This window comes from Pseudomonas sp. NPDC086566 (assembly GCF_050280885.1).
Lineage (GTDB): Bacteria > Pseudomonadota > Gammaproteobacteria > Pseudomonadales > Pseudomonadaceae > Aquipseudomonas > Aquipseudomonas vlassakiae.
In genome coordinates this window covers 364,394-386,148 of the sequence record NZ_JBNNWD010000001.1, presented here as the reverse complement: position 1 = coordinate 386,148, position 21,755 = coordinate 364,394, and the positions used below count along the sequence as shown (strand labels likewise).

Here is a 21,755-nt window from a genome sequence, read left to right as displayed (position 1 = left end):
CCTTGCCCCGCGAAAGGGCCGACACAGGCAACACAACAATCAGCCGGCCAAACGCCGGAACACCAACCCGGACGCCCCGCACACCCCGGCGCAAAGCAACATCACCGTAGCAATGTCGGCCACCGACGTTTCACTGCGCCCGTCCAGCCCGGCCAACAGCCCTAGCATCACCCCGGCCAGGCTCACCGACATGGCCATGGTCAATTGCACAGACATCGCCGACAGCGAGCTGGCCGCCGCCGAACGTTCCCCGGGCACGTCCTGATAGCTCGCAGCCCCCAAGGTCGAGAATTGCAGTGAGCGCACCAGGCCCGCCGCAAACAGCACCACCGCCATCAACCAGACCGCAGTATCGCGATCGAAGCTGGCACACAGGGCAATGCCCGCAGCGCTGAGCGCGGCGTTGCAACTGAGCACCCGTCGATAGCCGTAGCGCCGCACCAACGGCACAGCCAGCAGCTTCATCAGCAGCGCCCCTACGCCACCACTGACCACCAGCCAGCCTGCCGCCAGCGGGCTCATGCCCAGGCAGTTCTGCAACAACAGCACGATCAGGAATGGCTGCGCCGCCGAACCGAGGCGAAACAGCCCGCCACCGGCCTGGGCCACGCCAAAACTGCGCAGGCGCAACAGCGACAGATCGACCAGAGGATTGGGGTGCCGCCGGGCGTGCAGCAGATAACCCAAGGCACAGGCGACGCCACCGCCAACCAGCGCCAATGCCCAGGCCCATGGCAATTGCCCCAGCCCAAGCGACTCCAGGCCGAACACCAGCATGGCCAAGGCGCCACCACTGAGCAGCAGGCCGCGCCCATCCAGCGCCGGCACCTGCCGTGGCGGGTAGTCCGGCACATGGCGCAGGACCAGCCAGCAACCGACCAGACAGATCGGCAGGTTGACCAGGAAGATCCAGTGCCACGACAGCACCGTCACCAGCAACCCGCCGAGCAGTGGCCCGATCAACGGCCCCACCAAGGCCGGCAAAGCCAGCCAGGACATGGCCTGCAGCAACTGTTCTCGGCTAGACCAGCGCAGGATGATCACCTGCCCCACTGGCGTCATCAACGCCCCCGCCGCCCCCTGCAGCATGCGCCCCAGGCACAGCTGCCAGAGCGTCTCGGCCAGGGCGCAGGCCAGCGAGGCAGCGGTGAACAAGCCCATCGCCAGCAACATCACCTGGCGTGGGTGAAAGCGTTCGGCCGCCCAGCCGCTGACCGGCACGCACAGGGCCAGGGCGAGCATGTACAGCGAAACTACCAGGTTCATGCGCAGCCCGGGTTCACCGAAGTCGGCGGCCATCTGCGGCAAGGCAGTCATCACCGCCGTGCTGTCGAGCAGTTCCATGAACAGCGCAGCGCCAATGATCACCGGCACCTTGGGGCTTTGCAGATGGCCGGCCAGCAAGGCCGGCTGGGCGGTCAAAACAGCCCCGACACAGGTGGGCGGGTACCTTTGAGCTGCCAGGCACCGACCACCGCTGCCTTCCACTGGCGCGGGTTGTGGTTGGCCACGGTGCGGGCGTTGCGCCAATGCCGGTCAAGGTTGTGCTGACGGCCGGTGGTGGAAGCCCCCCCGACGTCGAACAGGGTTTCCGCCGCCTTGAGCGCCAGCTCGGCGACCAGGTACTGGGTTTGCGCCACCTCGATGGCGGCCTGCTCCACGGCCGCGTCGTCCAACTGCGCGGCCCAGGCCCTGTCGATCGTCCCTGCGGCCTTGAGCACCAGCGCCTCGGCACCATAGGCGCGGGCGGCAATGTCGCCTACCGACAGTTCCACGTAGGGGTCATCCACCGAACGGCTGGCCGTGCTGTGCTTGATTGGCCGGGCATGCTCGCGGGCGAAGCGTGTGGCGTCATCCAGCGCGTTGCGGGCGATGCCGGCCAGCACGGTGCCGAGAAACAGCTGCAAGAACGGCGTGACGACGGTGCGCTTGCCCTCCTCGACGGTGCGCGTGCGAATCTCGCTGGCCTCGACCCGCACATTGCGCAGGTGTGTGGTACCACTGGCGGTCAGGCGCTGGCCCATGGCGTCGAAATCGTCGACCAGCTCCAGGCCCTCACGGTCACGCGGCAGGATGAACGACACCGGTTGTTCGTCCTCATCCAGCGCTACCGCACTGACGTAGTCGGCGAACAATGCGCCGGTGCTGTAGAACTTGCTGCCGTTGGCGCGCCAGTGATCGCCCTCGCGGACCAGGCGTGCTGCAATGGAGCCGTTGGCGCCGCCCAGTTCCCAGCCGGCATTGCCGATCACGGCGCCTTGCAGGTACCGGGCAAACCAGCGCTCGCGCTCCTGCTCGGCAGCATCGCCCTGGGCGGCCAGCAGGCCTTCGACAAAGGCAAAGCCCGGCCGCAGGGCCTGGGCGACGTTGGAGTCGACCGAGGCGATGTGCAGCAGCAGTTCGATGACATCGCTGACACTGCCACCGGGGCCGCCATACTGGGCCGGGATACGCACGGTGTAGAGCCCGGCGGCTGCGAGTTGGGCGATGGCTTCGTGGGGCAGCTGGCGTTCGCGCTCGCGCTGTGCGGCGCCCGCGCCGATGGCGGGCAACAGGGCCAGGATCCGGGCCTTCAGCTGCGCGGCATCGGTCGCAGGCGCCTGGGTAGGGAAACGTTGGAAAGTGGTCATGGTTCAGTCCTTCAAATACAACACTCGAATGTGAAACGCCGTCCCTGTGGGAGCGGGTTTACTCGCGAAGCAGGCGCCGCGGTGCCTGGCACCGGCTTCGCCGGTGTTCGCGGGTGAACCCGCTTCCACAGAGGGGGCGCGTCAGTCTTTAGATGGAGCAAGGCATCAGATCGCGATTTTCCAGAGGCGGGTTTCGTCGAACAGGTCGAAGGCCTCGTGTTCGAGGTCCAGCGGCGGCACCACCAGATCGGCGCCGCTGCCAGGCAGGCGCGGTACTGCGCCAAGCAACCGTTGGGTGTATGCGTGGGCCGGGCGCTCGAACAACACTTCGACCGGCGCCTGTTCCACCACCTGCCCGTGGCGCATCACCAGCACGTCGTCGCTGACATGGCGGATCACCCCCAGGTCGTGGGAAATGAACAGGTAGGCCAGGCCCAGTTCGTCCTGCAGGTCGGCCAGCAGGTCGAGCACCTGGGCCTGCACCGACACGTCCAGCGCCGACACCGGTTCGTCACAGATGATCACTCTGGGTTCGCTGGCAATTGCCCGGGCGATTGCCACACGCTGGCGCTGGCCACCGGACAGCTGCAGTGGCCTACGCCGGGCGAGGTCGGCCGGCAACCGTACCTGGTTGAGCAGCACGGCAATACGTGCCGGCCGGGCCGGCGCTTCGACACCGGCCACCTGCAAGGCGTCATCGAGAATCTGCGCCACGCTCCAGCGCGGGTCGAACGACCCCAGCGGGTCCTGGTAGATCACGCTGATCTCCCGGCGCAACGGCCGCCGCGTCGCTTCGCTGACGGCATCGCCCGGGCGGTTCCACGGCTGGCCGCGATACAGCACCTCGCCCTGGTCGGGCTGCAACAGGCCAAGGGCGATGCGTGCCACGGTGGTCTTGCCCGAGCCGGACTCGCCAACGATGCCCAGGGTGCGCCCGGCGCGCAGGGTGAAGTCGACGCCCTGCACCACTTGGCGCAACAGGCCGTCCGGGCCGAGGTAGCGCTTGCCCAGCCCACGGCCTTCGAGCAACACGTCGCGGTGCGCACCTGGCCGTGGCGCACGGCGCACACCCGCGCGCTCCGGTGACAGCCGGCTGCCACGGGGATGCTCGGCCGGCACTGCCGCCAGCAAGGCCTGGGTATACGGATGCCGAGGCTGACGCAACACCTGCTGCATCGGCCCCTGCTCCACCACCTCGCCATGGCGCAGCACCACCACCTCGTCAGCCAGTTGCGCGACCACCGCCAGGTCATGGCTGATGATCAACAGCGAGGCGCCGCGCGCCTTGATCTGCTGGAACACCTCAAGGATCTGCGCCTGCACCGTGGCGTCCAGCGCAGTGGTCGGCTCATCGGCGATCACCAGCGCAGGGTCCAAGGCCAGGGCACTGGCAATCAGTGCACGCTGGCGCAGGCCACCCGACAACTGCCCGGGGCGCTGCCGGGCGCGCAATTCGACGTCGGGCACCCCGACCCGCTCAAGCAACTCATGCACCCGTGCTGTCCGCGACTGGCGGTCGCCGTACCCATGCGTCTGCAACACTTCGAGAATTTCCTTGCCCACCGGCCGCAGGGGGTCGAGTGACACCAAGGCATCCTGCAGCACGAAGCCGATGTCCTTGCCGCGTACCCCACGCCACTGGCGTTCGCTCAAGTCGAGCAGGTCATGCCCGGCAAAGCTCAGTCGGCTAGCGCTCACCTGAGCCCTCGCGCCTGCCAGGCCAACCAGGCTGCGGGCACTGACGCTCTTGCCTGAACCCGACTCGCCCACCAGCGCCACGCAGCGGCCCGGCGCCAAGGTAAAGGACAGGTCGCGCACCACACTGCGGCCCTCGAAAGCCACGTTCAGGCCTTCGACGACCAAGGTCTTGTCACTCATGGCAGGCGGCCCTCCAGACGTTGTTGGATGTAGCGGCCAGTCACCGTCGTGGCCAAGGTGGTGAGAACGATGAACAGGCCGGGGAAGAAGGTCAGCCACCAGGCGTTGGCGATGAAGTCACGCCCCATGGACAACATGGTGCCCCACTCCGGCGCTGGCGGCCGGGCGCCCAAGCCAAGGAAGCTCAGCGCCGAGGCCCAGACGATGGCCTGGCCGACGCCCATGGTCAGCGTCACCACCAGTGGCCGCATCGCGTTGGGCAGCAGCTGGCGCAGCACGATGCGTGAGGTCGGATGGCCCAAGGCCTGCGCCGCCTCGATGTAACCGGCATTGCGCACCGCCAGCACCTGGCCACGGACCATGCGCGCATAGCCCGGCGCACCGCCCAGACCGGTCGCGACGATCAGCGGGCCGACGCCGCTGCCGAACACCGCCACGAACAGCAGCGCCAGCACCAGGCTGGGGAAGGCGAACAGCACTTCCAGCGTCCAGCCCACCGCTCGGTCCACACGGGCGCCGCCAAGCCCCCCGAGCAAACCGAGGGCAATGGCGATGGCCATGGAGATGGCCGTGGCCGCCACGCCGATCAACAGGCTTTGCCGCGCACCATGGATGATCCGCGCAAAGATGTCGCGGCCCGATTGGTCGGTGCCCAGCCAGTGCGCCCAGCTTGGCGGCTGGAAAGCGTCACGCGGGACGATGGCGAGCGGGTCAATAGCGGTGAACAATCCCGGCACCATTGCAGCCAACACCAGGGTGAAGAGGAACAGGATCGCCAGGCTGGCACCCAGGGGTGGCAGCTGCAGCTGGCGTTGCCGACGCAACGGCGCAAGCGCTTGGTCAAGGGTCAGGTCTGTCATGCTGCGGCCTCCTGTTGCCGTGGGTCGATCCACTGGTACAGCAGGTCGACCAGAATGTTCGCCAGTACATAGCCCGCCGCCACCACCAGGCTGACGCCGATCACCAGGGGCATGTCCTGGGCCTGCACCGCCTGGTACAGCTGACGGCCGATGCCCTTGCGCGAGAAGATCACCTCACACACCACCGCGCCGCTGATCAGCGCACCGATGGCCCAGCCTGACAGCGAAACGCCCGGCAGCAAGGCATGGCGCAAGGCGTGGCGGAACCGCACGGCCAGGTCGCTGAGGCCCCGTGTGCGGGCAGTGAGCACGAAGGGTTGTTCAAGGGTCAGCTCAAGGGATTCGCGGGTGACCTGGGCAATGAAGCCGGCCAACGGAATCGCCAGGGAGAACGCCGGCAGCACCAGGCTGGCGAAGCTGTCACTGCCTGCGGGCGGGAACCAGCGCAAGCCGAAGGCGAACACTGCCAGCAGCACCACGCCGAGCCAGAAGTGCGGCAAGGCGGCGCTGAGGGTTTCGGCCAGCGAGGCGATGCCGCCCACCAGCCTGCCCCGCCCGGCAGTGACCACGGTCAGCAGCAGGACCAGCAGCCAGGCCAGCGCCAACGCGGCGATGGTCAGTTCCAGTGTCGCCCCACCCTGCTCGGCCAGCACGCGGGTCACCGGCAAGTGCTGTGAGTACGACACGCCGAGGTCACCTTGCAGCAGGCGCCCGAGGTAAAAGAGGTACTGCACGGCCAGTGGCTGGTCGAGGCCGAACTCCACGCGGGCAGCTTCGATCGCTTCGGGCGTCGGGTTGGCGCTCGGGCCGCCGAGAATCGCCAGCACCGGGTCGCCCGGCATCAGGCGCAGGGCGAAGAAAGTCAGCGTCGCTACCGCCCACAGCACCAGCACACCACCACCCAGGCGGATGGCGGCGCGCCGGCCGAGGGCGGCCAGGCGCTCGCGGTGCGGGTCGGTCACCGCCAGAGTCGTCGTAGTCATTTGTTCACCCATGCGTCATAGAGGTAGGTCACCGCCAGGGAAGGCTCCAGGCGCACGCCGTGGGCGGTCTTGTAGATGCCCAGGCGGGTGCTTTGCGGGTAGGTGGTGAGTTGCAGGTACTGCGCGGCGGCCTGCTGTTGCGCCTTGAAGTAACGCTGGCGGCGTTGGTCGGCGTCCTGGGTGGCCAGGGCGCTGTCGAGCAGCGCGTCGTAGCCGGGGTCGGCGTAACCCGAGGAGTTCTGGTGATAGCCGCCGACTCCGGCGGGCTGCACGAACGCGGTGGTGAAGATGATGCGCAGCACATCGGGGGTGTTGGTGTTCCAGTAGCCGACGCGGATGTCGTAGTCCCAGGCGGCCTGGCGAGCGGTGACCTGGGCGTCGCTCATCTGGTCGAGCACCAGCTCCAGGCCGGCTTGACGGGTGGTGGCCTGCACCTGTTCCCACAAGGTCAGTTCCGAGGGTGGCGTGCGCGCGCCAATCAGCACCACGGCGCGCAGGCGCTGGCCGTTCTTCGTGCGGTAGCCCTCGCTGTCGCGGCCGGTCCAGCCGGCGTCATCGAGCAGTTTGGCGGCTCGGGCCGGGTCGTAGTCCTGGCTGTGTTCGAAGTCGCCGCTGTAGAACGGCGTGGCGATGCTCAGCGGGCCACCGGCGCGGGGGAACTCGCCGAAGTACACGCTCTTGAGCGCGCCTTCGACATCGGCGCTGCGCACGAAGGCCTCGCGCACGCGGATGTCGTCGAAGGGAGCACGCCGCAGGTTGAAGGTGCCATTGGTGGGGTTGCCCGGGCGCTGGGCGATGATCAGGTCCACGTCCGGGTTGCGCCGCGCCGCTTCATGGGACTCGGGCGGCAGCGCTTCGATCACGTCAACCTCACCGGCCTGCAAGGAGGCAAAGCGCACCGACGGCTCCTGAATGAACTTCCAGACGATGCGGTCAAGGTAGGCCGGGCCTTGATGCTTCGCGGTCGGCGGCGCCCAGTTGTAGTCGGGGTTGCGCACCAGCTCCACCTGGTTCTGCCGGTCCCAGCGCACCACCTTGAACGGCCCGCTGCCCACCGGGCTTTCGCAGTTCTGGTCGCGGCTGCGCAGCAGCGCGGTGGGCGACTGGATGCCGAGAAAGCCCTGGGCCAGCACTTCGAGGAAGGCCGCGTAAGGCGTCGCCAGGGTCACCTCGGCGGTGTAGGGGTCGATCACCCTGGTGCCGCGGTACTGGCGGATATAGCCACCGGCAGTGCTGGACTGGGTCTTGGGGTTGGCCATGTGGTCGAGGTTGGCCTTGACCGCTTCGGCGTTGAACGGGGTGCCGTCGGTGAAGTGCACATCGCGGCGCAGGTGGAAGGTGTAGCGCAGGCCGTCCGGGGAGATTTCCCAGCGCGTGGCGAGCCAGGGGCCGATCTGGCCTTGGCTGTCCATCGACACCAGCGAGTCGAGGTACTGCTGGGCGACGAACACCTGGGGCATGTCGCCGGCCACATGCGGGTCGAGGCAGGTGGGTTCGCGGTCGGTGGCGTAGACCAGCGTGCCGCCCGGTTGTGGGGTGGTGCTTTGCGCGGTGTGCTGCTCGGCTTTTTCGCAGCCGAGCAAGGCCAGTGCGGTGCAGAGCGGGATCAGGGGGAGGATCGGTGTGTTCAAGGGCGCTCCTGCGGGGGACTGGGCTGTGGGAGGTCTGTTGCAGGAGTTGTGCCGGGTTCAAGGCGTTGATTTTGTTGGGGTTTGGCGGGGGTTGGGTGCTGGGATGGGGGCAAAGTGTTTGGGGGGTGTTGGTGTGGCGACAGTAATGGGTTGAGGCGGACAGGTGCCTGTCTTGAGGTTTTTCGCGCCTGTGAGATCGAGCGCCGCCCGCGCGGCGCATCGCGAGCTGCGCTCGCTCCTGCGTCTGTTTCGGGCCAATTATTCCTGGGGGATTTGCGCGCGGACGCCTTAGCGCATGCCGCGATATCGTGTCGTACAAACAAGGCGATCGCGCGCGCCTGTCACAGGCGTTACTGGCCAGAAACAAACGTAGGAGCGAGCGCAGCTCGCGATGCGCCGCGCGGGCGGCGCTCGATCTGATAGGCGCTGCACATCTATCGGCGAACACATGGTGGCCGTGATGCGTTATCAGGCCGGGCTCTTCAATGCCTCGTGCCGAGTTCGGCATCATCCATCAGCGCCTTGGCCGCAGAACAGTGGGTCTGCACCTGGATCAACGCCGATTCGAGCAAAGCCCGCAGCGCCTGCATGCATCGAGGCCATCATCAGGATTGACGCCGGTGACTTGGGCTGCAGCAGCAACGCCTGATGCACCACGGTCGTCGCACACAAGGCGTAGTCCGTGGCCTGGATCAGGGTGTCTTCAAGGGAATGAATATCGTGGGGTGGATCGGGGACAATCTTCAGCATCTTTGGTAGCCATTTTGGGGGCCGCCACTAACCTGCTGTCAAACAGGTAGGTGGCAGCTGTGCACAGGTTGACAGACCGGCAGATACCACCCCGCGAAAGGATCGGCACAGGCTTACACCGCAATCCGTTCAAACCAGCGAGGCCGCGCTGCCGGCAGGTGCGGCACCGCATCGAGCAGCGCTCGGGTATAGGCATGACGCGGCTGCCCAAGCACCTGCGCCACTGCCCCGTGTTCCACCACCCTGCCCCCTTGCATCACCAGCACCTGATCACTGACCTGCTCCACCACCCCAAGGTCATGCGAGATGAACAGACAAGCCAGGCCCAACTGCGCCTTGAGCTCCGCCAGCAACGCCAGAATCCGCGCCTGCACCGACACATCCAGCGCCGACACCGGCTCATCCAGCACCAGCACCTTGGGCTTCATCGCCAGCGCCCGGGCGATCGCGATGCGTTGCCGCTGCCCGCCCGACAACTCAAGGGGACGACGGTCGAGCAGCCCCGCGGGCAACTGCACCCGCTCCAGCAACGCGGCCGCCTCGGTACGCCGCAACCCGCGCGGCACGCCCGCCTGGGCCAGCACTTCGGCCAGCACCCGCAGTACGGTGTAGCGCGGGTCGAACGAGGCCAGCGGGTCCTGGAACACCACCTGGATGCCCTGTCGTGCCTGGCGCTGCTCAGCGGCGGACAACGCCAGCCAGTCCTGCCCGGCCAAGTGCACACTGCCCTGCTCCGGCCGCTCCAGCCCCAGCAGGATCCGCCCTAGTGTGCTCTTGCCAGAGCCGGATTCACCGACCACGCCGAGCGTCTGACCGGCACGCAATTGCAGTGACACATCGTTCAGCACCTGACGCGTCTGGCCATCCGGCCCGACGAAAGCCTTGTGCAGGCCACGCGCCTCCAGCACTACCGGTTGCTCGTCCACGGGGGCCTCCACCAGCGAAAGCGCCGGGACCGACGGACGCTGAAAATGCACTGCTCGCGCTGCGCTCAGCAGGCGTTGGGTGTAAGGGTCCTGCGGGTCCTGCAGGATCTGTTCGACCGTGCCCTGCTCGACCACCACGCCATGGCGCATCACCGCCACCCAGTCGGCCAGGCGTGCGACCACGGCCAGGTCATGGCTGACCATCAGCAGGCTGTTGTCGCGGGCGCGCAGGTGTTCCAGCAGGTCGAGGATCTGCGCCTGCACCGTGGCGTCCAGTGCGGTGGTGGGCTCGTCGGCGATCAGCAGGCGCGGCTGGCAGGCGATGGCCGAGGCGATCAGGGCCCGTTGTCGCAGGCCGCCGGACAGCTGCCAGGGGTACTGCCGGGCGCGGACTTCAGGTTCAGGTACGCCGACCTGGCGCAGCAGTTCGAGTACACGCAAGCGACGCTGCTCGGCGCCCAGGCCGGTGTGCAACAGCAGCGGCTCTTCGATCTCGGCGCCGACCCTGCGCAGCGGGTCGAGCGAACCCAGCGCATCCTGCATGACGAAGCCGATGCGCCCACCGCGCAAGCGCTGCCAGTCCGTCTCGCCAAGCCGGCGCAGGTCCTGCCCGGCAAACGCCAGGCGCTGTGCCTGCACCTGGGCGCCGGCCCCGGTCAGGCCGACCAGGGTACGAGCGGTCACGCTCTTGCCCGAGCCCGATTCGCCCACCAGTGCCAGGCACTGCCCGGCGTGCAGTTGCAGGTTGACGCCGTGCACCACCGGCACGCCGTTGAAGCTCACGCGCAGGTCGCGGATGTCGACCAAGGGTGCCGGGTGCTGTTCGAAGATACTCATGGGTTTCTGCCCTCGCTACGGCGCAGCCAATCTCGGCCGATGACGGTGATGGAAATGACGGTCAGGGTGATCGCCAACGCCGGCCAGGCCATCAGCCAGGGTGCGTTGGCCATGAAGTTGCGCGCCACGGCCATCATCGCGCCCCACTCCGGCGCGGGCGGGGGTGCGCCAAAGCCGAGGAAGCTCAGCGCGGCGGCGGCGGTGATGGCGCCGCCGAGGCCGATACAGGCCAGGATCAGCACCGGCTGCACGGCGTTGGGCAGCACGTGGGCCAGTACCACCGCCGAGCGTTTGCGGCCCAGCGTGACGGCGGCCTCGACGAAGCCGGCATGGCGGATGGTCAGGGTCTGGGCGCGGACCAGGCGGGCGTAGCGCGGCACCGAGGCGATGCCGACAGCGAGGATCAGGGTGCTGGTGCCCTGGCCAAACAGGGTGATGATGACCAGCGCCAGCAGCAGGTCGGGGAACGCCAGCAGGACATCGACGGCGCGCATCAGCAGGTTGTCCAGCCAGGCGGGAGCCAGGCCTGCGAGCAGGCCGAGCGACGTGCCCAGGCCGAGGCCGACCAGGGTGGCGGCCAGGCCGATGTAGAGGGATGGGCGGGTGCCGTGGATCAGCCGGCTGAGGACGTCGCGGCCGTTCTCATCGGTGCCGAGCCAGAAGGTAGTGTTGGGTGGAAGGTAGGCCAGGCGGGCGTCGGCGGCCAGGGGGTCGGTTGGGGAGAGCCAGTCGGGGAAGGCTACGGCCAGCAGGAGCAGGGCCAGGATGAGCCAGGCCAGCGTGATGCCTGGGCGCACCTGCCAACTGCGGGTCGCTGCGGGGGGTGTCAATGCAATCGCGTTCATGTCTGTCCTTCAGTTGTCGCCTGTGCTGGCCTCTTCGCGGCTAAAGCCGCTCCCACAGGGTGGCCCCCCAATCACTTCAGGAGGGTGATGATCCTGTGGGAGCGGCTTTAGCCGCGAACAAGGGCGCAGCCCTTGCCATGCGGGCTACGGTGCCGGGTTGGGAATACGCCGGTGCACGGCCTGGATCTCGGCCAGCACCTCGTCGGTCAGTTGCACATCCAGTGCACTGAGGTTCTCCTGCAACTGCAGCAAGGTGGTCTGCCCGGTAATCGCACTGGCCACGAACGGCTGGCGAATCACGAAGGCCAGGGCCAGTTGCGCAGGTGTCAGCCCATGCGCCCTCGCAATCTGCACATAGCTGCCGATGGCACTGTTGGCCTCTTCGCTGCCATAACGGTTGAACGTGCGATACACCGACGACAACCGTGAACCCTCCGGCCTGGCGCCGTTCAGGTACTTGCCGGTCAACGCCCCGAATGCCAGCGGCGAATAGGCCAGCAGACTGACCCCTTCGCGATGGCTGAACTCCGACAGCCCGTTCTCGTACAGGCGGTTGAGCAGGCTGTAGGGGTTCTGGATGCTGGCGATACGCGCCAGGCCTTTGTCCTCGCTGTGCCGCAGGAATTGCGCCACGCCCCACGGGGTTTCGTTGGACACGCCGATATGGCGCACCTTGCCGGCCTTGACCTGGTCGTCGAGCACCGCGAGGGTTTCTTCGATGGCGGCGGTTTGCGGGTGGTCATCGACATAGGGATATTCGCGAATGCCAAAGAAGTTGCTGGTGCGATCGGGCCAATGCAGCTGGTACAGGTCCAGGTAGTCGGTGTTGAGCCGGCGCAGGCTGCCTTCCAGGGCGGCGACGATGTTCTTGCGGTCGTGGTGCGACAGGCCATCGCGGATATGCGCCTGGCCGCCAGGATCACGCGCCGGACCGGCGATCTTGCTGGCCAGGATGAGCCTGTCGCGGTTGCCGCGGGCTTTGATCCAGTTGCCGAGGTAGCGCTCGGTGGTGGTCCAGGTCTCAGCGCGGGTGGGCGTGGGGTACATCTCGGCGGTGTCGATGAGATTGATGCCGGCGGCGATGGCGGCGTCCAGTTGCTGGTGAGCGTCCTGTTCGCTGTTCTGATGGCCCCAGGTCATGGTGCCGAGGCTGAGCAGGCTGACCTGGAGGTTGGTGTGGCCGAGTGTGCGGTAACGCATTGGAAATCTCCTGAAAAACGACTTCTGGGCTAAGCGGCGAACTGGTTCACGGCCTTGGGCAAGCCAAGGTGCTCGCGCAGGGTGGTGCCGGTGTACTCGGTGCGGAACAGCCCGCGCTTCTGCAGCAGCGGCACCACTTCCTCGACGAACACCCGCGCACCCGACGGGAACATGTCGGGCATGATGTTGAAGCCATCCCCGGCCCCGGCCAGGAACCATTCGGCCAGGGTGTCGGCGACCTGCTCGGGTGTGCCGACCGCCAGCCGATGGCCGACCAGGATCCGCCGCGACAGTTGGCGAATGGTCAGGTTCTCGCTGCGCGCCAGGTTCAGTTGGGCTTGCAGAAACCCGTGCGAACCGCGTTCGAAATCCGCCACTGCGCCAATCCGGTCCCAAGGTAACGGCGCATCCGGGTCCAGCTCGCTGGCATCGATGCCGATGCGCCCAGCCACTTGCTGCAGCAGGCCATGTTCGCCATGCCAGGCATTGAGCTGGTCGAAGCGGGCATGGGCCTCGGCTTCGGTACTGCCGATCACGGTCGACAGGCCGGGCATGATCTTCAGGTGCTGGGGGTCACGCCCCCAGGCCCTGGCGCGGGCTTTCATCTCTTGGTAGAACCCTTGGCCGTCGGGCAGGGTGGTCTGGGTGGTGAAGATCGCGTCGGCATAACGTGAACCCAGCGCCTTGCCGCCTTCGGACGAACCGGCCTGGACCAGCACCGGTCGGCCCTGGGGCGAGCGCGGCAGGTTCAGCGGGCCTTTGACCTGAAAATGCTTGCCCTGAAAGTCCAGCGTGTGGACCTTGCGCGGGTCAGCGAAGCGGCCACCAGCGCGGTCGCCGATGATGGCGTCCTCTTCCCAACTGTCCCACAGCTTCAGGGTCACCTCGACGAACTCTTCGGCTCGCCCGTAGCGGTCGACATGCAACGGCGCGCCAGCCAGGCCAAAGTTCTGCGCTGCCGCATCACCGGCATTGGTAACCACGTTCCAGGCCGCACGGCCGCCGCTGATATGGTCCAGCGAGGCGATACGCCGGGCCAGGTTGAACGGTTCGTTGTAGGTGCTGGAGCAGGTGGCGATCACGCCGATGCGCTCCGTGGCGGCGGCCACGGCGGTAAGCAGTACAGTCGGTTCCAGGCGCCCGCCGGGTTGCGCAGACACATCCGGCGGCAGTGCCGGGCCGTCGGCGAGGAAGATCGCGTCCAGGCAGCCGCGCTCGGAAATGCGCGCGATGTCGCGGTAGTAATTGACGTCGATATAGGCGTCGAGTGCCGCCTCGCCCTGGCGCCAGGCGCCGGAATGCGAGCCGAAGCCGAGGATGTTCATGCCCAGGCTCATCTGTTTGCTGCTCATGCGGTTCTCCTGATCAGACTGCGCTGGCTTCGTCGCCGCTGCCCTGCCCTTCACTGGCGGCAGCCTGGCGGGCACGCCAGGCCTGGGCCGGGCTGATGCCGTTGAGGTAGTAGTCGCCCAGCGCCTGCTCGCGGTAGATCGCCGGGTTGTGCGAGGCCAGGGTGCGCGCGTTGCGCCAGTGGCGGTCGAGGCGCCGGGTGTTGCTGGTCGCCGAGGCGCCGCCGACCTCGAACAGCAAGGTGCTGGCCTGCAGCACTTGCGGCAGGACGATCTGCTGGGCCTGGAAGGCGCGGATTTCGGCGTCGGTGTAGAGCTGCTCGGGCACCTCGCCTCGCTGCACCGCTTCGAACACCGCCTGCAGGCTCTGGCCCACCGCAGCCACCTGGGCCTCGGCGGCGAAAGCGAGGCTCGACAACCGGCCGATCACCGCCTGCACCAGCGGGTCGGCGGCCGGTTGCGAGTGCCCGGGCACACCAATGGCGCGGGTGCGGCCTTTGACGAAGGTCACTGCATCGGCCAGCACCGCTCGGCTGATGCCAGCCAGCGTGGCCAGGTGCACGGCTTGGTAGAACGCGGTGAGATACGACTCAGCGCGCAACTCCCCTTTGGCGAAGCGGCGCAACAGATGCTCAGGCTGTACCTTCACCTGCGTGAACCGCGTGGTACCACTGCCGGTCAGGCGCTGGCCGAAGCCATCCCAGTCATCGACCCGCTCCACGCCAGGCGCACGGGTCGGTACCGCCAGGCTGACGAAGTCGTCGCCGTGGTTGGCCACCGCCGCGACCCAGTCGGCGTAGAGGGTGCCGGTGCAGTAGTACTTTTCACCGTCCAGGTGGTAACCGCCCTCGCCTTCGCTGAGCTGCACAGTATTGCCGGTGCTGTCGGTGCGCTCGGCCATGGCCGCGCCCCACAGTTCACCGGCCACCACGCGGGCGAACCAGTAGTCCTGGGAAGCGGCGTCGTTGGAGGACAGCCGCCCTTCGACAAAGCCGAAGTGAGCGCGGAAGATCTGCGGCAGGTTGGAATCGGCCTGGCCCAGGCGCACCAACTGGCGCAGCAGCTGTGGCAAGGTGGCGCCGAGGCCGCCGTGGCTGCGGGGCACGCGCAGGGCGCCGAGGCCAGCTTCGCGCAGCCAGGCCACCGGTTCATGGGCCAGGGTGCGTTGCTGCTCGCGGGCCACTGCGCCTTCGGCAATGCGTGCGTAGATCGGCGCAAAACGCTCATCCAGATCAGCATCGGTAATCGAGGTTTGACTCATGGCAGTTCCTTTCTCGTGAATTCAGGGGCGTGCGGTGCGCGGGTCGATGGCCTGGGTCGCCAGGTCCACCAACAGGTTGACCAGCACGTAGAGGGCCGCTGCCAGCAGGGTCACGCCGAGCACCAGCGGCACGTCCTTGGTGGCGGTGGCGTCGAGCATCAGCCGGCCGATGCCCTGGCGGCCGAACAGCAGTTCGAGCACCACGGCACCCCCGAGCAGGCTGGCGAACACGTAGCCGGCCAGGGTCACCAGCGGCACCAGGGCGTGGCGCAAGGCATGGCGCAGGCGCACAGCGGTATCGCCCATGCCGCGGGCGCGGGCCTGGGTGATGAAGGGTTGTTCCAGTACCTGCTCCAGCGACTGGCGCAGCACTTGGGCCAGCACCGCCGCAATCGGCAATGCCAGGGCCAGACTCGGCAGCACCAGCGAGCGCCATCCGCTTGAGCCAGACGGCGGCAGCACATGGAAGTAAAAGGCGAAGGCCAGCAGCAGCACGGTGCCGATCACGAAATTGGGCGCCGAGGACAGCACCAGTTCGATGCCCGATACCAGCGCCCGCAAGCGTCGTCCGCGGTTGGCGGTGAGCAGCGCCGAGGCCAGTGCCAGCAGCACCGCCAGCACCGCCGCGCTGGTCGCCAGGGCCAGGGTCGCGCCGGCCTGCTCGGCAATCGCCTGGCCGACCGGAATGCGCAAACGGTACGATTCGCCCAGCTCGCCCTTGGCCAGCCGCAGCAGGTAATGGCCGTACTGCACCCACAGGGGTTGATCGAGGCCGTACTCGGCACGCACCTGGGCCAGCATGGCTTCGCTCGGCATCGCATCCGGGCCGCCGAGAATCGCCAGGGCGGTGTCGCCACCACTGTGCTGCATGCCGAGGAAGGTCAGGCTCGCCGCCGCCCACAGCACGATCACACCGTCGCGCAGGCGGCGCAGCAAGGTTGCCAAAACGTTCATGGTTGCTCCTTCGCCAGCCACACGCTGGTGAACAAGGGCACGTTGTGCGAGCCGTCGAACAGCACGCCACCAACCACGTTGCGGTAGGCCAGCAGCATCTGGCTTTCCACTGAGGGCACGGCCGGCACGGTCTCGCCCAGGCGCTGCTGGGCCTGGCGATACAGTGCGCGGCGCTGCGCCGGCTGGGTGCTGCGCCGGGCGTCACCGAGCAGCTGGTCGAGGCTGGCGTCGCGGAAGTGGCCGACGTTCTGGCCGATCATTCGGGCGCTGGGGATCGACTGGCTGTGGTAGAGGATGTACAGGCCGTCGGCCGTGTTGGTGTGCCAGTAGCCGCCGCCCAGGGCATCGAAGTTGCCTCGGTAGCGCAGTTCCATGACCTTGCTGATCGGCAGCAGCTCGATGCGCAGGTCGAAGCCCACTTTGCGCAGGTCGGCCTGGGCCGCCACCGAGACATTGGCCGGGAATGCCGGGTTGTCGTAGGTCAGCAGCGTCGCCCCGAGGCGCTGGCCGTCGCGGGTGCGGTAGCCCTCGGCATCACGCCCGGTCCAGCCGGCAGCATCCAGCAGGCGGCCCGCTTCGACGGGGTCGAACGCCAGGGCATCGCGTGCCACCGGGTCGTAGCCGGGGGTGTTCACCGCCAGAAAGTCACCCTTGGCCAGGTACTCGCCGAAACCGGAGATCCACGCCAGGCCGTCGCGGTCGATGGCCTTGGCCACGGCCTGGCGCACCCGCACATCATCGAACGGTACGCGCTCGACGTTGAAGGTAATGCTGCGCGCCGGGTTGCCTTTGCGAATGCGGTTGCGCAGGGTCAACTGCGGGTTGGCGCGGATCGCCGCCGCATTCTGCGCCGGGGCGTCCAGGGCCATGTCGCTGTCGCCAGCTTCCAGCGAGGTGTAGCGGATCATCGCTTCAGGCACGTAGCTCAGTTCGATGCCGTCCAGGTAGGCCTCGCCCTGGTGATGGATCGCAGGTGGCGCCCAGTGGTAGCCCGGGCGGCGCGTGAAGCTGGCGCGCTGGTCACGCACCCAGCCAGTCAATACGAACGGCCCGGTGCCGATCGGCTGGCTGGCGATGGTCGCGGGCGCCTCGAGGATCTGCCGTGGCGAGATCATCCCCAGCCAGGCTTGCGACAGGACATCGAGAAATGGCGCGTAAGGTGCGCGCAAGGTGGCTTCGAAGGTGAACGCATCGACCACCCGGCCGTTCAGGTAAGGCGCGATGTAGGCGGCCGCCAGAGGCGACTTGGTCTTCGGGTCGCGCATGTGTTCGAGGTTGACCCGCACCGCTTCGGCGTCGAAGCGCTCGCCGTCGCTGAAGGTGACGTCGTCGCGCAGGTGGAAGGTGTAGGTCAGGCCGTCGGCGCTGATCTCCCAGCTTTTCGCCAGCCACGGCGTGAGGGTGCCATCCTCGGCCTGGTAGACCAGGCAGTCGAACAGGGTGCGGCCCATCCATTGCATGTTGCCGTGGGACAGCGCGTGGATGTCGAAGCTGCCGGCGTCGGTCGCTGCCGATACGCGCAAGGTGCCGCCGCGCTGGCCGCGCTGCTGCTCGACGAAGTCGCTGGCCGGGTAGCGCATCACGCCGTTCACCTCGCTGACCGCTTCGCCCTTGAGGGTGGACTGGGTCTGCGGGGGCGTGGCGGGTGAACAGGCGGCAACTAACAGCGCACTGGCCAACAGGCATACATTGAATAAACGGTCATTTGGCTGCACAACAGGGCCTTTATATAGACGGCTACATAAAGGGGTATTGCAGTTGTCGTGCCAGCCTCTTTCTGTGCGTTTACTGGACTTCAGCAACTTTCCGAACACGCCAACCAAACAAACTGCTCACCTACTGTTGGAATGCAGACACCCAGGCAATGCGGGGCCCTGTGGGACCGGGTTTACCCGCGAATGCGGCAGTGGCCATTCCAGAGCATTCGCGAGTAAACCCGCTACTACAGGGTTCGCTGTTTGATTTGGATATTTGTATATAACCGGCACTGTTTCGGATTCAACACAATCACAACAAAATTTGCCGTTTCGTTCATCGCCGCACGCTCAACAACTTGTCAAGGCCGCAACTTCCGGCCTTTTACCAGCTGGCACAGAATCTGCTCTTACCGCTTTCGACAGGCCTGACTATTCCCATAGAACGCCGAGGACCTACGATGACTTTCAAGGAATACGACGATGCGTGCGATTCACCCCCACCCACTGCGCCTGGCCATCCGCCACGCCGCCCTGGCCACCCTGCTGGCCCCGGCCACGGTACTGGCCGCTGACCCGACCCTCGGCACGGTGACCGTGCAGGCCGCCAAGCAGACTGAAGTGCAACAGGCCGCCAGCGCCCTCGCCGAGGTGCCCGGTGGCACCAGTGTGGTCGACAGCGAAGAAGTCGCCAAAGGCCGTACCGCCACCTTGCAGGACACCCTGGCCTACCAGCCCGGCGTATTCGTACAGTCCACCGGCGGCAACGACGCGGCGAAGATCTCGATCCGTGGTTCCGGCGCCAACACCTCGCCCGGCTACTTCCGCGAAGGCATCAAGTTCCTCTTCGACGGCCTGCCACTGACTGGCCCTGGCGGTACCCCTTACGAATTCCTCAATGCCAGCGGCGTCAACTACACCGAGATCCTGCGCGGCGCCAACGCCTTCCAGTATGGCGCGCTGACCCTCGGCGGCGCGGTCAACTTCGTCAACCACAGCGGCTATAGCGCCCCCGGCCTGCGCGTGCGTGCCGAAGCCGGCAGCTACCACTACCAGAAGCAGAGCATCAGCTACGGCGGTGTCGAAGGCGACCTGGACTACTACCTGCAGGCCGACAACTACCGCAACGACGGCTACCGCGACTACAGCCTGTCGAAAAGCTCGGGCATCGTCGCCAACGCCGGCTACCGCTTCAACCCGAAGCTGGAAACCCGCTTGCTGCTGCGCTACCGCGACGAGACCCACAACGACCCCAGCGCCACCACCCTCGACAATGCCCTGCACCACCCGCGTCGGGCCAGCGCTACCGCCGAAAGCAGCGGCGCCGGTGCACGCCGCCCGGGCAGTATCTGGGTCGGCAGCAAGACCACCTACACCTTCGACGACGATGCGCGGCTGACCTTCGGCCTGTCGTACCACGACTACCGCCACACCAACAGCCCGCGCAGCCCGAGCAACCCCAGCTACTGGGACTGGCACGACCTCGGCGTGCTGCTGGGCTATGACCGCGTCGACTACCTGTTCGGCCACGAGAGCCGCAGCAATATCGCCTTTACTTCGACCCAGCACCTGCGCGGTGGGGTGGATTCGGCCAACGGCAACAAGGTGTCGCTCAAGCAGGTCAACTACAAGGACTCGTTCGACCGGGTGATTGCCCTGGGCAACGACATCAACCTGGTAGACAACCTGTGGCTTACCAGCGGTGTGTCGTTCATCAACGTGCGGCGAAAGGTCAACATCGACTACGCGGTGAACCCCAACACCACCACCTTCCCGCAGCATGTCGACTACGACAACTGGAGCGTCGCCCCGCGCATCGGCCTGCGCTACGAGATCAACCCCGAACTGCAGGTGTTCACCAACTTCAGCCGCAGCATCGACCCGCCCGCCTCATGGGAATACTCCGGCTCCGGCCCGACACTGCCGTACATTCGCCCGCTGGTGGAGCAGAAGGCCAACACCTTCGAGGTCGGTATCAAGGGCTCCCACGGCATCTTCGACGGCAGCCTGGCGTTGTACCGTTCGTGGATCCACGACGAGTTGCTGAACGTGCAGATCATCCCTGCCACGTCTACGGCCGCGGCGGTCACTGGCGCGTTCAACGCCTCGCCGACCATCCACCAGGGCGTCGAGGCCGGGCTCAACACGCGCCTGTGGGACAACCCCCAGGGCGACCTGGTGCGCTGGCGCCAGTCGTACACCTACAACGATTTCTACTACCGGCATGACGACACCTTCGGCGACAACCAGCTGCCGGGCGTGCCCAAACATATCTACCAAGGTGAGTTGCAGTACCAGGACCACAGCGGCTGGTACACCGGGGTGAACGTGCAATCGGCATCGCGCACGGCGGTGGACTATGCCAACAGCCTGTATGCGCCGTCGTATACGATCTGGGGGGCGAACCTGGGGTATGAGGCGCCGAAGGGCAACTGGAAGGTGTCGCTGGACCTGAAGAACCTGGCGAACAAGGCGTACGTGACGGCGGTGACGCCGGTGTACAACGCGCGCGGGCTGGATACCGCGTCGTTCTGGCCGGGGGATGGGATCGGGGCTTATGTAGGGGTTGAAGTTCGGTACTGATTTTTCCTGTGGCGGCCTGTCGCGGTTAAATCCGCCCCTGCACGGAGCGGATTTAGCTGCGAAGAGGCCGTACTGGCTTACGCCGTCCGCGGCATCAGCTCGTAGGGATGCTTCCACCCCGGCACCGCCTGAATCCGCTGCTTCCACGCCTCGATGTGGCTGAAATCGGTCAGCACGATCCCGGTGTCCTCCGGCATGAACACATACCCCGCCAGCGACAGGTCAGCGATGGTCAGCCGCCCGCCAACCATGAACGGCGCCTTCGCCAGGTGCGCATCGACAATCCGGTACGCCGCCGTGGCCCGCTCACGCAAGAAGCCTGTCACCTCTGTTTCGCCGGTCTTCTTCAGGCACAGCAGGAAACGCAGCGCCGCGTAGTAGCTGGTGAACTTGTGGTTGTCGAACAGCATCCAGCGCCAGATCTCGCGCTTCTCAATGTCGTCACGAGGGCCGAACTGGCCGGTGCGCTCGGCGAGGTATTCGAGAATCAGCGCCGACTGGGTTAGCCGCTGCCCGGCGTGCTCCAGCACCGGCACCTCGCCCTGCTCGTTGACCTCGTCACGCCATTGCGGGTCGCGGGTCTGGCCGTTGAAGAAGTCGACGAACACCGGTTGCCAGTCCTGGCCAGTGAGTTCGAGCATCAGCGCAGCCTTGTAGGCGTTGCCGGATTCGGCGAAGCAATGCAGCGTATAGTCGGGCATGGGTGGACCTTCAGTTTCCTTTGAATGATCGATTTGGGCATTCACGGCATATCCGTAAACGCGCTCGCACAGATTACACAAAAATAGGCTTAAACTTCCCGATCAACCCGCCAGGAAGGCCTGCAATGCCCTACCCCGATCTGCCTCGTACCCTGTCCACGCCGCGCACTCTGCTGGTTCGCCCGGCGCCGGCGTTCGCCCAGCAACTGCTGCAGGCGCTGCTCGACAGCTACAGCCTGCACCAACCGTTCCTGGCCTGGGCCAAGCCCGACTGGACCTTGAAGGAAGTACAGGAAACGCTGCAACTGAGCGCCGAGGAGTTCCTCGACCCGGCCAAGGAAAAGCGCTATTTCATCCTCGCTCCGGAGAGCGGTGAAGTGATCGGCTGCATCGGCCTGTGCCCTGGCGATGGCCAGTACGAAGTGGGCTATTGGGCAAGCCAGGCCAGCAGCGGCCAGGGCCTGATGCGTGAGGCGCTGACCTGCCTGCTGGACGCCGTCGATGCCCCGGTGTGGCTGACCACTGATATCGATAACCATGCCAGCCAGCGCCTGGCCGAACGTGCCGGGTTCGTCGCGGCCGGCAGTAAGGTGACAGAGATTGATCCCAGCACCCCGCGGCCACTCTACCGCCGTGCACCTGCCGGGCGCGGGCGAGCCGGGACCTGATACTT

Annotated in this window: 16 protein-coding genes and 1 pseudogene; 2 read left to right on the top strand and 15 right to left on the bottom strand. The window is 66.6% G+C overall.

Annotation, left to right across the window (positions count from 1 at the left end; translation table 11 throughout):
* Positions 1-39: 39 nt before the first annotated feature.
* From ACQKPS_RS01740 to ACQKPS_RS01675, 14 genes and pseudogenes are all read right to left on the bottom strand, one after another.
* A complete protein-coding gene (locus ACQKPS_RS01740; protein ID WP_427602329.1) occupies positions 40-1,422 on the bottom strand; it encodes an MFS transporter in 1,383 nt (460 codons plus the stop codon).
* A complete protein-coding gene (locus ACQKPS_RS01735) occupies positions 1,419-2,630 on the bottom strand; it encodes an acyl-CoA dehydrogenase family protein (RefSeq protein ID WP_427602327.1) in 1,212 nt (403 codons plus the stop codon). The genes ACQKPS_RS01740 and ACQKPS_RS01735 overlap by 4 nt, the downstream gene beginning before the upstream one ends.
* Before the next feature lie 165 nt (positions 2,631-2,795).
* On the bottom strand, positions 2,796-4,508 hold the full coding sequence (locus tag ACQKPS_RS01730; RefSeq protein ID WP_427602325.1) for a dipeptide ABC transporter ATP-binding protein: 1,713 nt from the start codon (positions 4,506-4,508) through the stop codon (positions 2,796-2,798).
* Positions 4,505-5,368: an ABC transporter permease gene (locus ACQKPS_RS01725; RefSeq protein WP_427602323.1), complete on the bottom strand. Its 864-nt coding sequence runs from the start codon at positions 5,366-5,368 to the stop codon at positions 4,505-4,507. Before ACQKPS_RS01725 ends, ACQKPS_RS01730 begins: the two co-directional genes overlap by 4 nt.
* Positions 5,365-6,351, bottom strand: a complete 987-nt coding sequence (locus tag ACQKPS_RS01720) for an ABC transporter permease (RefSeq protein WP_427602321.1) — start codon at positions 6,349-6,351, stop codon at positions 5,365-5,367. The genes ACQKPS_RS01725 and ACQKPS_RS01720 overlap by 4 nt, the downstream gene beginning before the upstream one ends.
* Complete coding sequence (locus ACQKPS_RS01715) at positions 6,348-7,982, bottom strand: ABC transporter substrate-binding protein (RefSeq protein ID WP_427602319.1); 1,635 nt, start codon at positions 7,980-7,982, stop codon at positions 6,348-6,350. The genes ACQKPS_RS01720 and ACQKPS_RS01715 overlap by 4 nt, the downstream gene beginning before the upstream one ends.
* Positions 7,983-8,464: 482 nt before the next feature.
* Positions 8,465-8,732 (bottom strand): annotated as a pseudogene (locus tag ACQKPS_RS01710) (hypothetical protein).
* A gap of 113 nt (positions 8,733-8,845) precedes the next feature.
* Entirely contained in the window at positions 8,846-10,495 is a 1,650-nt protein-coding gene (locus ACQKPS_RS01705; RefSeq protein ID WP_283725441.1) for an ABC transporter ATP-binding protein, read from the bottom strand.
* Positions 10,492-11,340 (bottom strand): ABC transporter permease, encoded by an 849-nt coding sequence (locus ACQKPS_RS01700; RefSeq protein WP_427602317.1) that lies wholly within the window; start codon positions 11,338-11,340, stop codon positions 10,492-10,494. Before ACQKPS_RS01700 ends, ACQKPS_RS01705 begins: the two co-directional genes overlap by 4 nt.
* A 144-nt stretch (positions 11,341-11,484) precedes the next feature.
* Positions 11,485-12,540 carry an NADP(H)-dependent aldo-keto reductase gene (locus ACQKPS_RS01695; protein ID WP_427602315.1) on the bottom strand — a complete coding sequence of 352 codons (1,056 nt, stop codon included), beginning with the start codon at positions 12,538-12,540 and terminating at the stop codon, positions 11,485-11,487.
* A gap of 29 nt (positions 12,541-12,569) precedes the next feature.
* On the bottom strand, positions 12,570-13,892 hold the full coding sequence (locus tag ACQKPS_RS01690; protein WP_427602314.1) for an LLM class flavin-dependent oxidoreductase: 1,323 nt from the start codon (positions 13,890-13,892) through the stop codon (positions 12,570-12,572).
* Positions 13,893-13,905: 13 nt separating this feature from the next.
* On the bottom strand, positions 13,906-15,150 hold the full coding sequence (locus tag ACQKPS_RS01685) for an acyl-CoA dehydrogenase family protein (protein ID WP_427602312.1): 1,245 nt from the start codon (positions 15,148-15,150) through the stop codon (positions 13,906-13,908).
* A 21-nt stretch (positions 15,151-15,171) separates the two neighbouring features.
* Positions 15,172-16,104: an ABC transporter permease gene (locus tag ACQKPS_RS01680; RefSeq protein ID WP_427602310.1), complete on the bottom strand. Its 933-nt coding sequence runs from the start codon at positions 16,102-16,104 to the stop codon at positions 15,172-15,174.
* Positions 16,101-17,783 carry an ABC transporter substrate-binding protein gene (locus ACQKPS_RS01675; RefSeq protein WP_427602308.1) on the bottom strand — a complete coding sequence of 561 codons (1,683 nt, stop codon included), beginning with the start codon at positions 17,781-17,783 and terminating at the stop codon, positions 16,101-16,103. Before ACQKPS_RS01675 ends, ACQKPS_RS01680 begins: the two co-directional genes overlap by 4 nt.
* Before the next feature lie 498 nt (positions 17,784-18,281).
* Between ACQKPS_RS01675 and ACQKPS_RS01670 the strand changes: the two genes are divergently transcribed.
* Positions 18,282-20,381 carry a TonB-dependent receptor family protein gene (locus ACQKPS_RS01670; RefSeq protein ID WP_283725436.1) on the top strand — a complete coding sequence of 700 codons (2,100 nt, stop codon included), beginning with the start codon at positions 18,282-18,284 and terminating at the stop codon, positions 20,379-20,381.
* Between the two features lie 77 nt (positions 20,382-20,458).
* Here the strand turns inward: ACQKPS_RS01670 and ACQKPS_RS01665 are convergent, their stop codons facing one another.
* Entirely contained in the window at positions 20,459-21,082 is a 624-nt protein-coding gene (locus ACQKPS_RS01665; RefSeq protein ID WP_427602305.1) for a glutathione S-transferase family protein, read from the bottom strand.
* A gap of 125 nt (positions 21,083-21,207) precedes the next feature.
* On the opposite strand from ACQKPS_RS01665, the gene ACQKPS_RS01660 reads away from it, so the two are divergent.
* The gene (locus ACQKPS_RS01660; protein ID WP_427602303.1) at positions 21,208-21,750 is read left to right on the top strand and encodes a GNAT family N-acetyltransferase; all 543 of its coding nucleotides are present in this window, start codon (positions 21,208-21,210) and stop codon (positions 21,748-21,750) included.
* The last annotated feature ends 5 nt before the right edge of the window (positions 21,751-21,755 follow it).

Coding starts and splice junctions, on each gene's coding strand:
- ACQKPS_RS01735 (WP_427602327.1), bottom strand. CDS start 2,630: ATGACCACTTTCCAACGTTTCCCTACCCAGGCGCCTGCGACCGATGCC.
- ACQKPS_RS01730 (WP_427602325.1), bottom strand. CDS start 4,508: ATGAGTGACAAGACCTTGGTCGTCGAAGGCCTGAACGTGGCTTTCGAG.
- ACQKPS_RS01725 (WP_427602323.1), bottom strand. CDS start 5,368: ATGACAGACCTGACCCTTGACCAAGCGCTTGCGCCGTTGCGTCGGCAA.
- ACQKPS_RS01720 (WP_427602321.1), bottom strand. CDS start 6,351: ATGACTACGACGACTCTGGCGGTGACCGACCCGCACCGCGAGCGCCTG.
- ACQKPS_RS01705 (WP_283725441.1), bottom strand. CDS start 10,495: ATGAGTATCTTCGAACAGCACCCGGCACCCTTGGTCGACATCCGCGAC.
- ACQKPS_RS01700 (WP_427602317.1), bottom strand. CDS start 11,340: ATGAACGCGATTGCATTGACACCCCCCGCAGCGACCCGCAGTTGGCAG.
- ACQKPS_RS01695 (WP_427602315.1), bottom strand. CDS start 12,540: ATGCGTTACCGCACACTCGGCCACACCAACCTCCAGGTCAGCCTGCTC.
- ACQKPS_RS01690 (WP_427602314.1), bottom strand. CDS start 13,892: ATGAGCAGCAAACAGATGAGCCTGGGCATGAACATCCTCGGCTTCGGC.
- ACQKPS_RS01685 (WP_427602312.1), bottom strand. CDS start 15,150: ATGAGTCAAACCTCGATTACCGATGCTGATCTGGATGAGCGTTTTGCG.
- ACQKPS_RS01680 (WP_427602310.1), bottom strand. CDS start 16,104: ATGAACGTTTTGGCAACCTTGCTGCGCCGCCTGCGCGACGGTGTGATC.
- ACQKPS_RS01670 (WP_283725436.1), top strand. CDS start 18,282: ATGCGTGCGATTCACCCCCACCCACTGCGCCTGGCCATCCGCCACGCC.
- ACQKPS_RS01665 (WP_427602305.1), bottom strand. CDS start 21,082: ATGCCCGACTATACGCTGCATTGCTTCGCCGAATCCGGCAACGCCTAC.
- ACQKPS_RS01660 (WP_427602303.1), top strand. CDS start 21,208: ATGCCCTACCCCGATCTGCCTCGTACCCTGTCCACGCCGCGCACTCTG.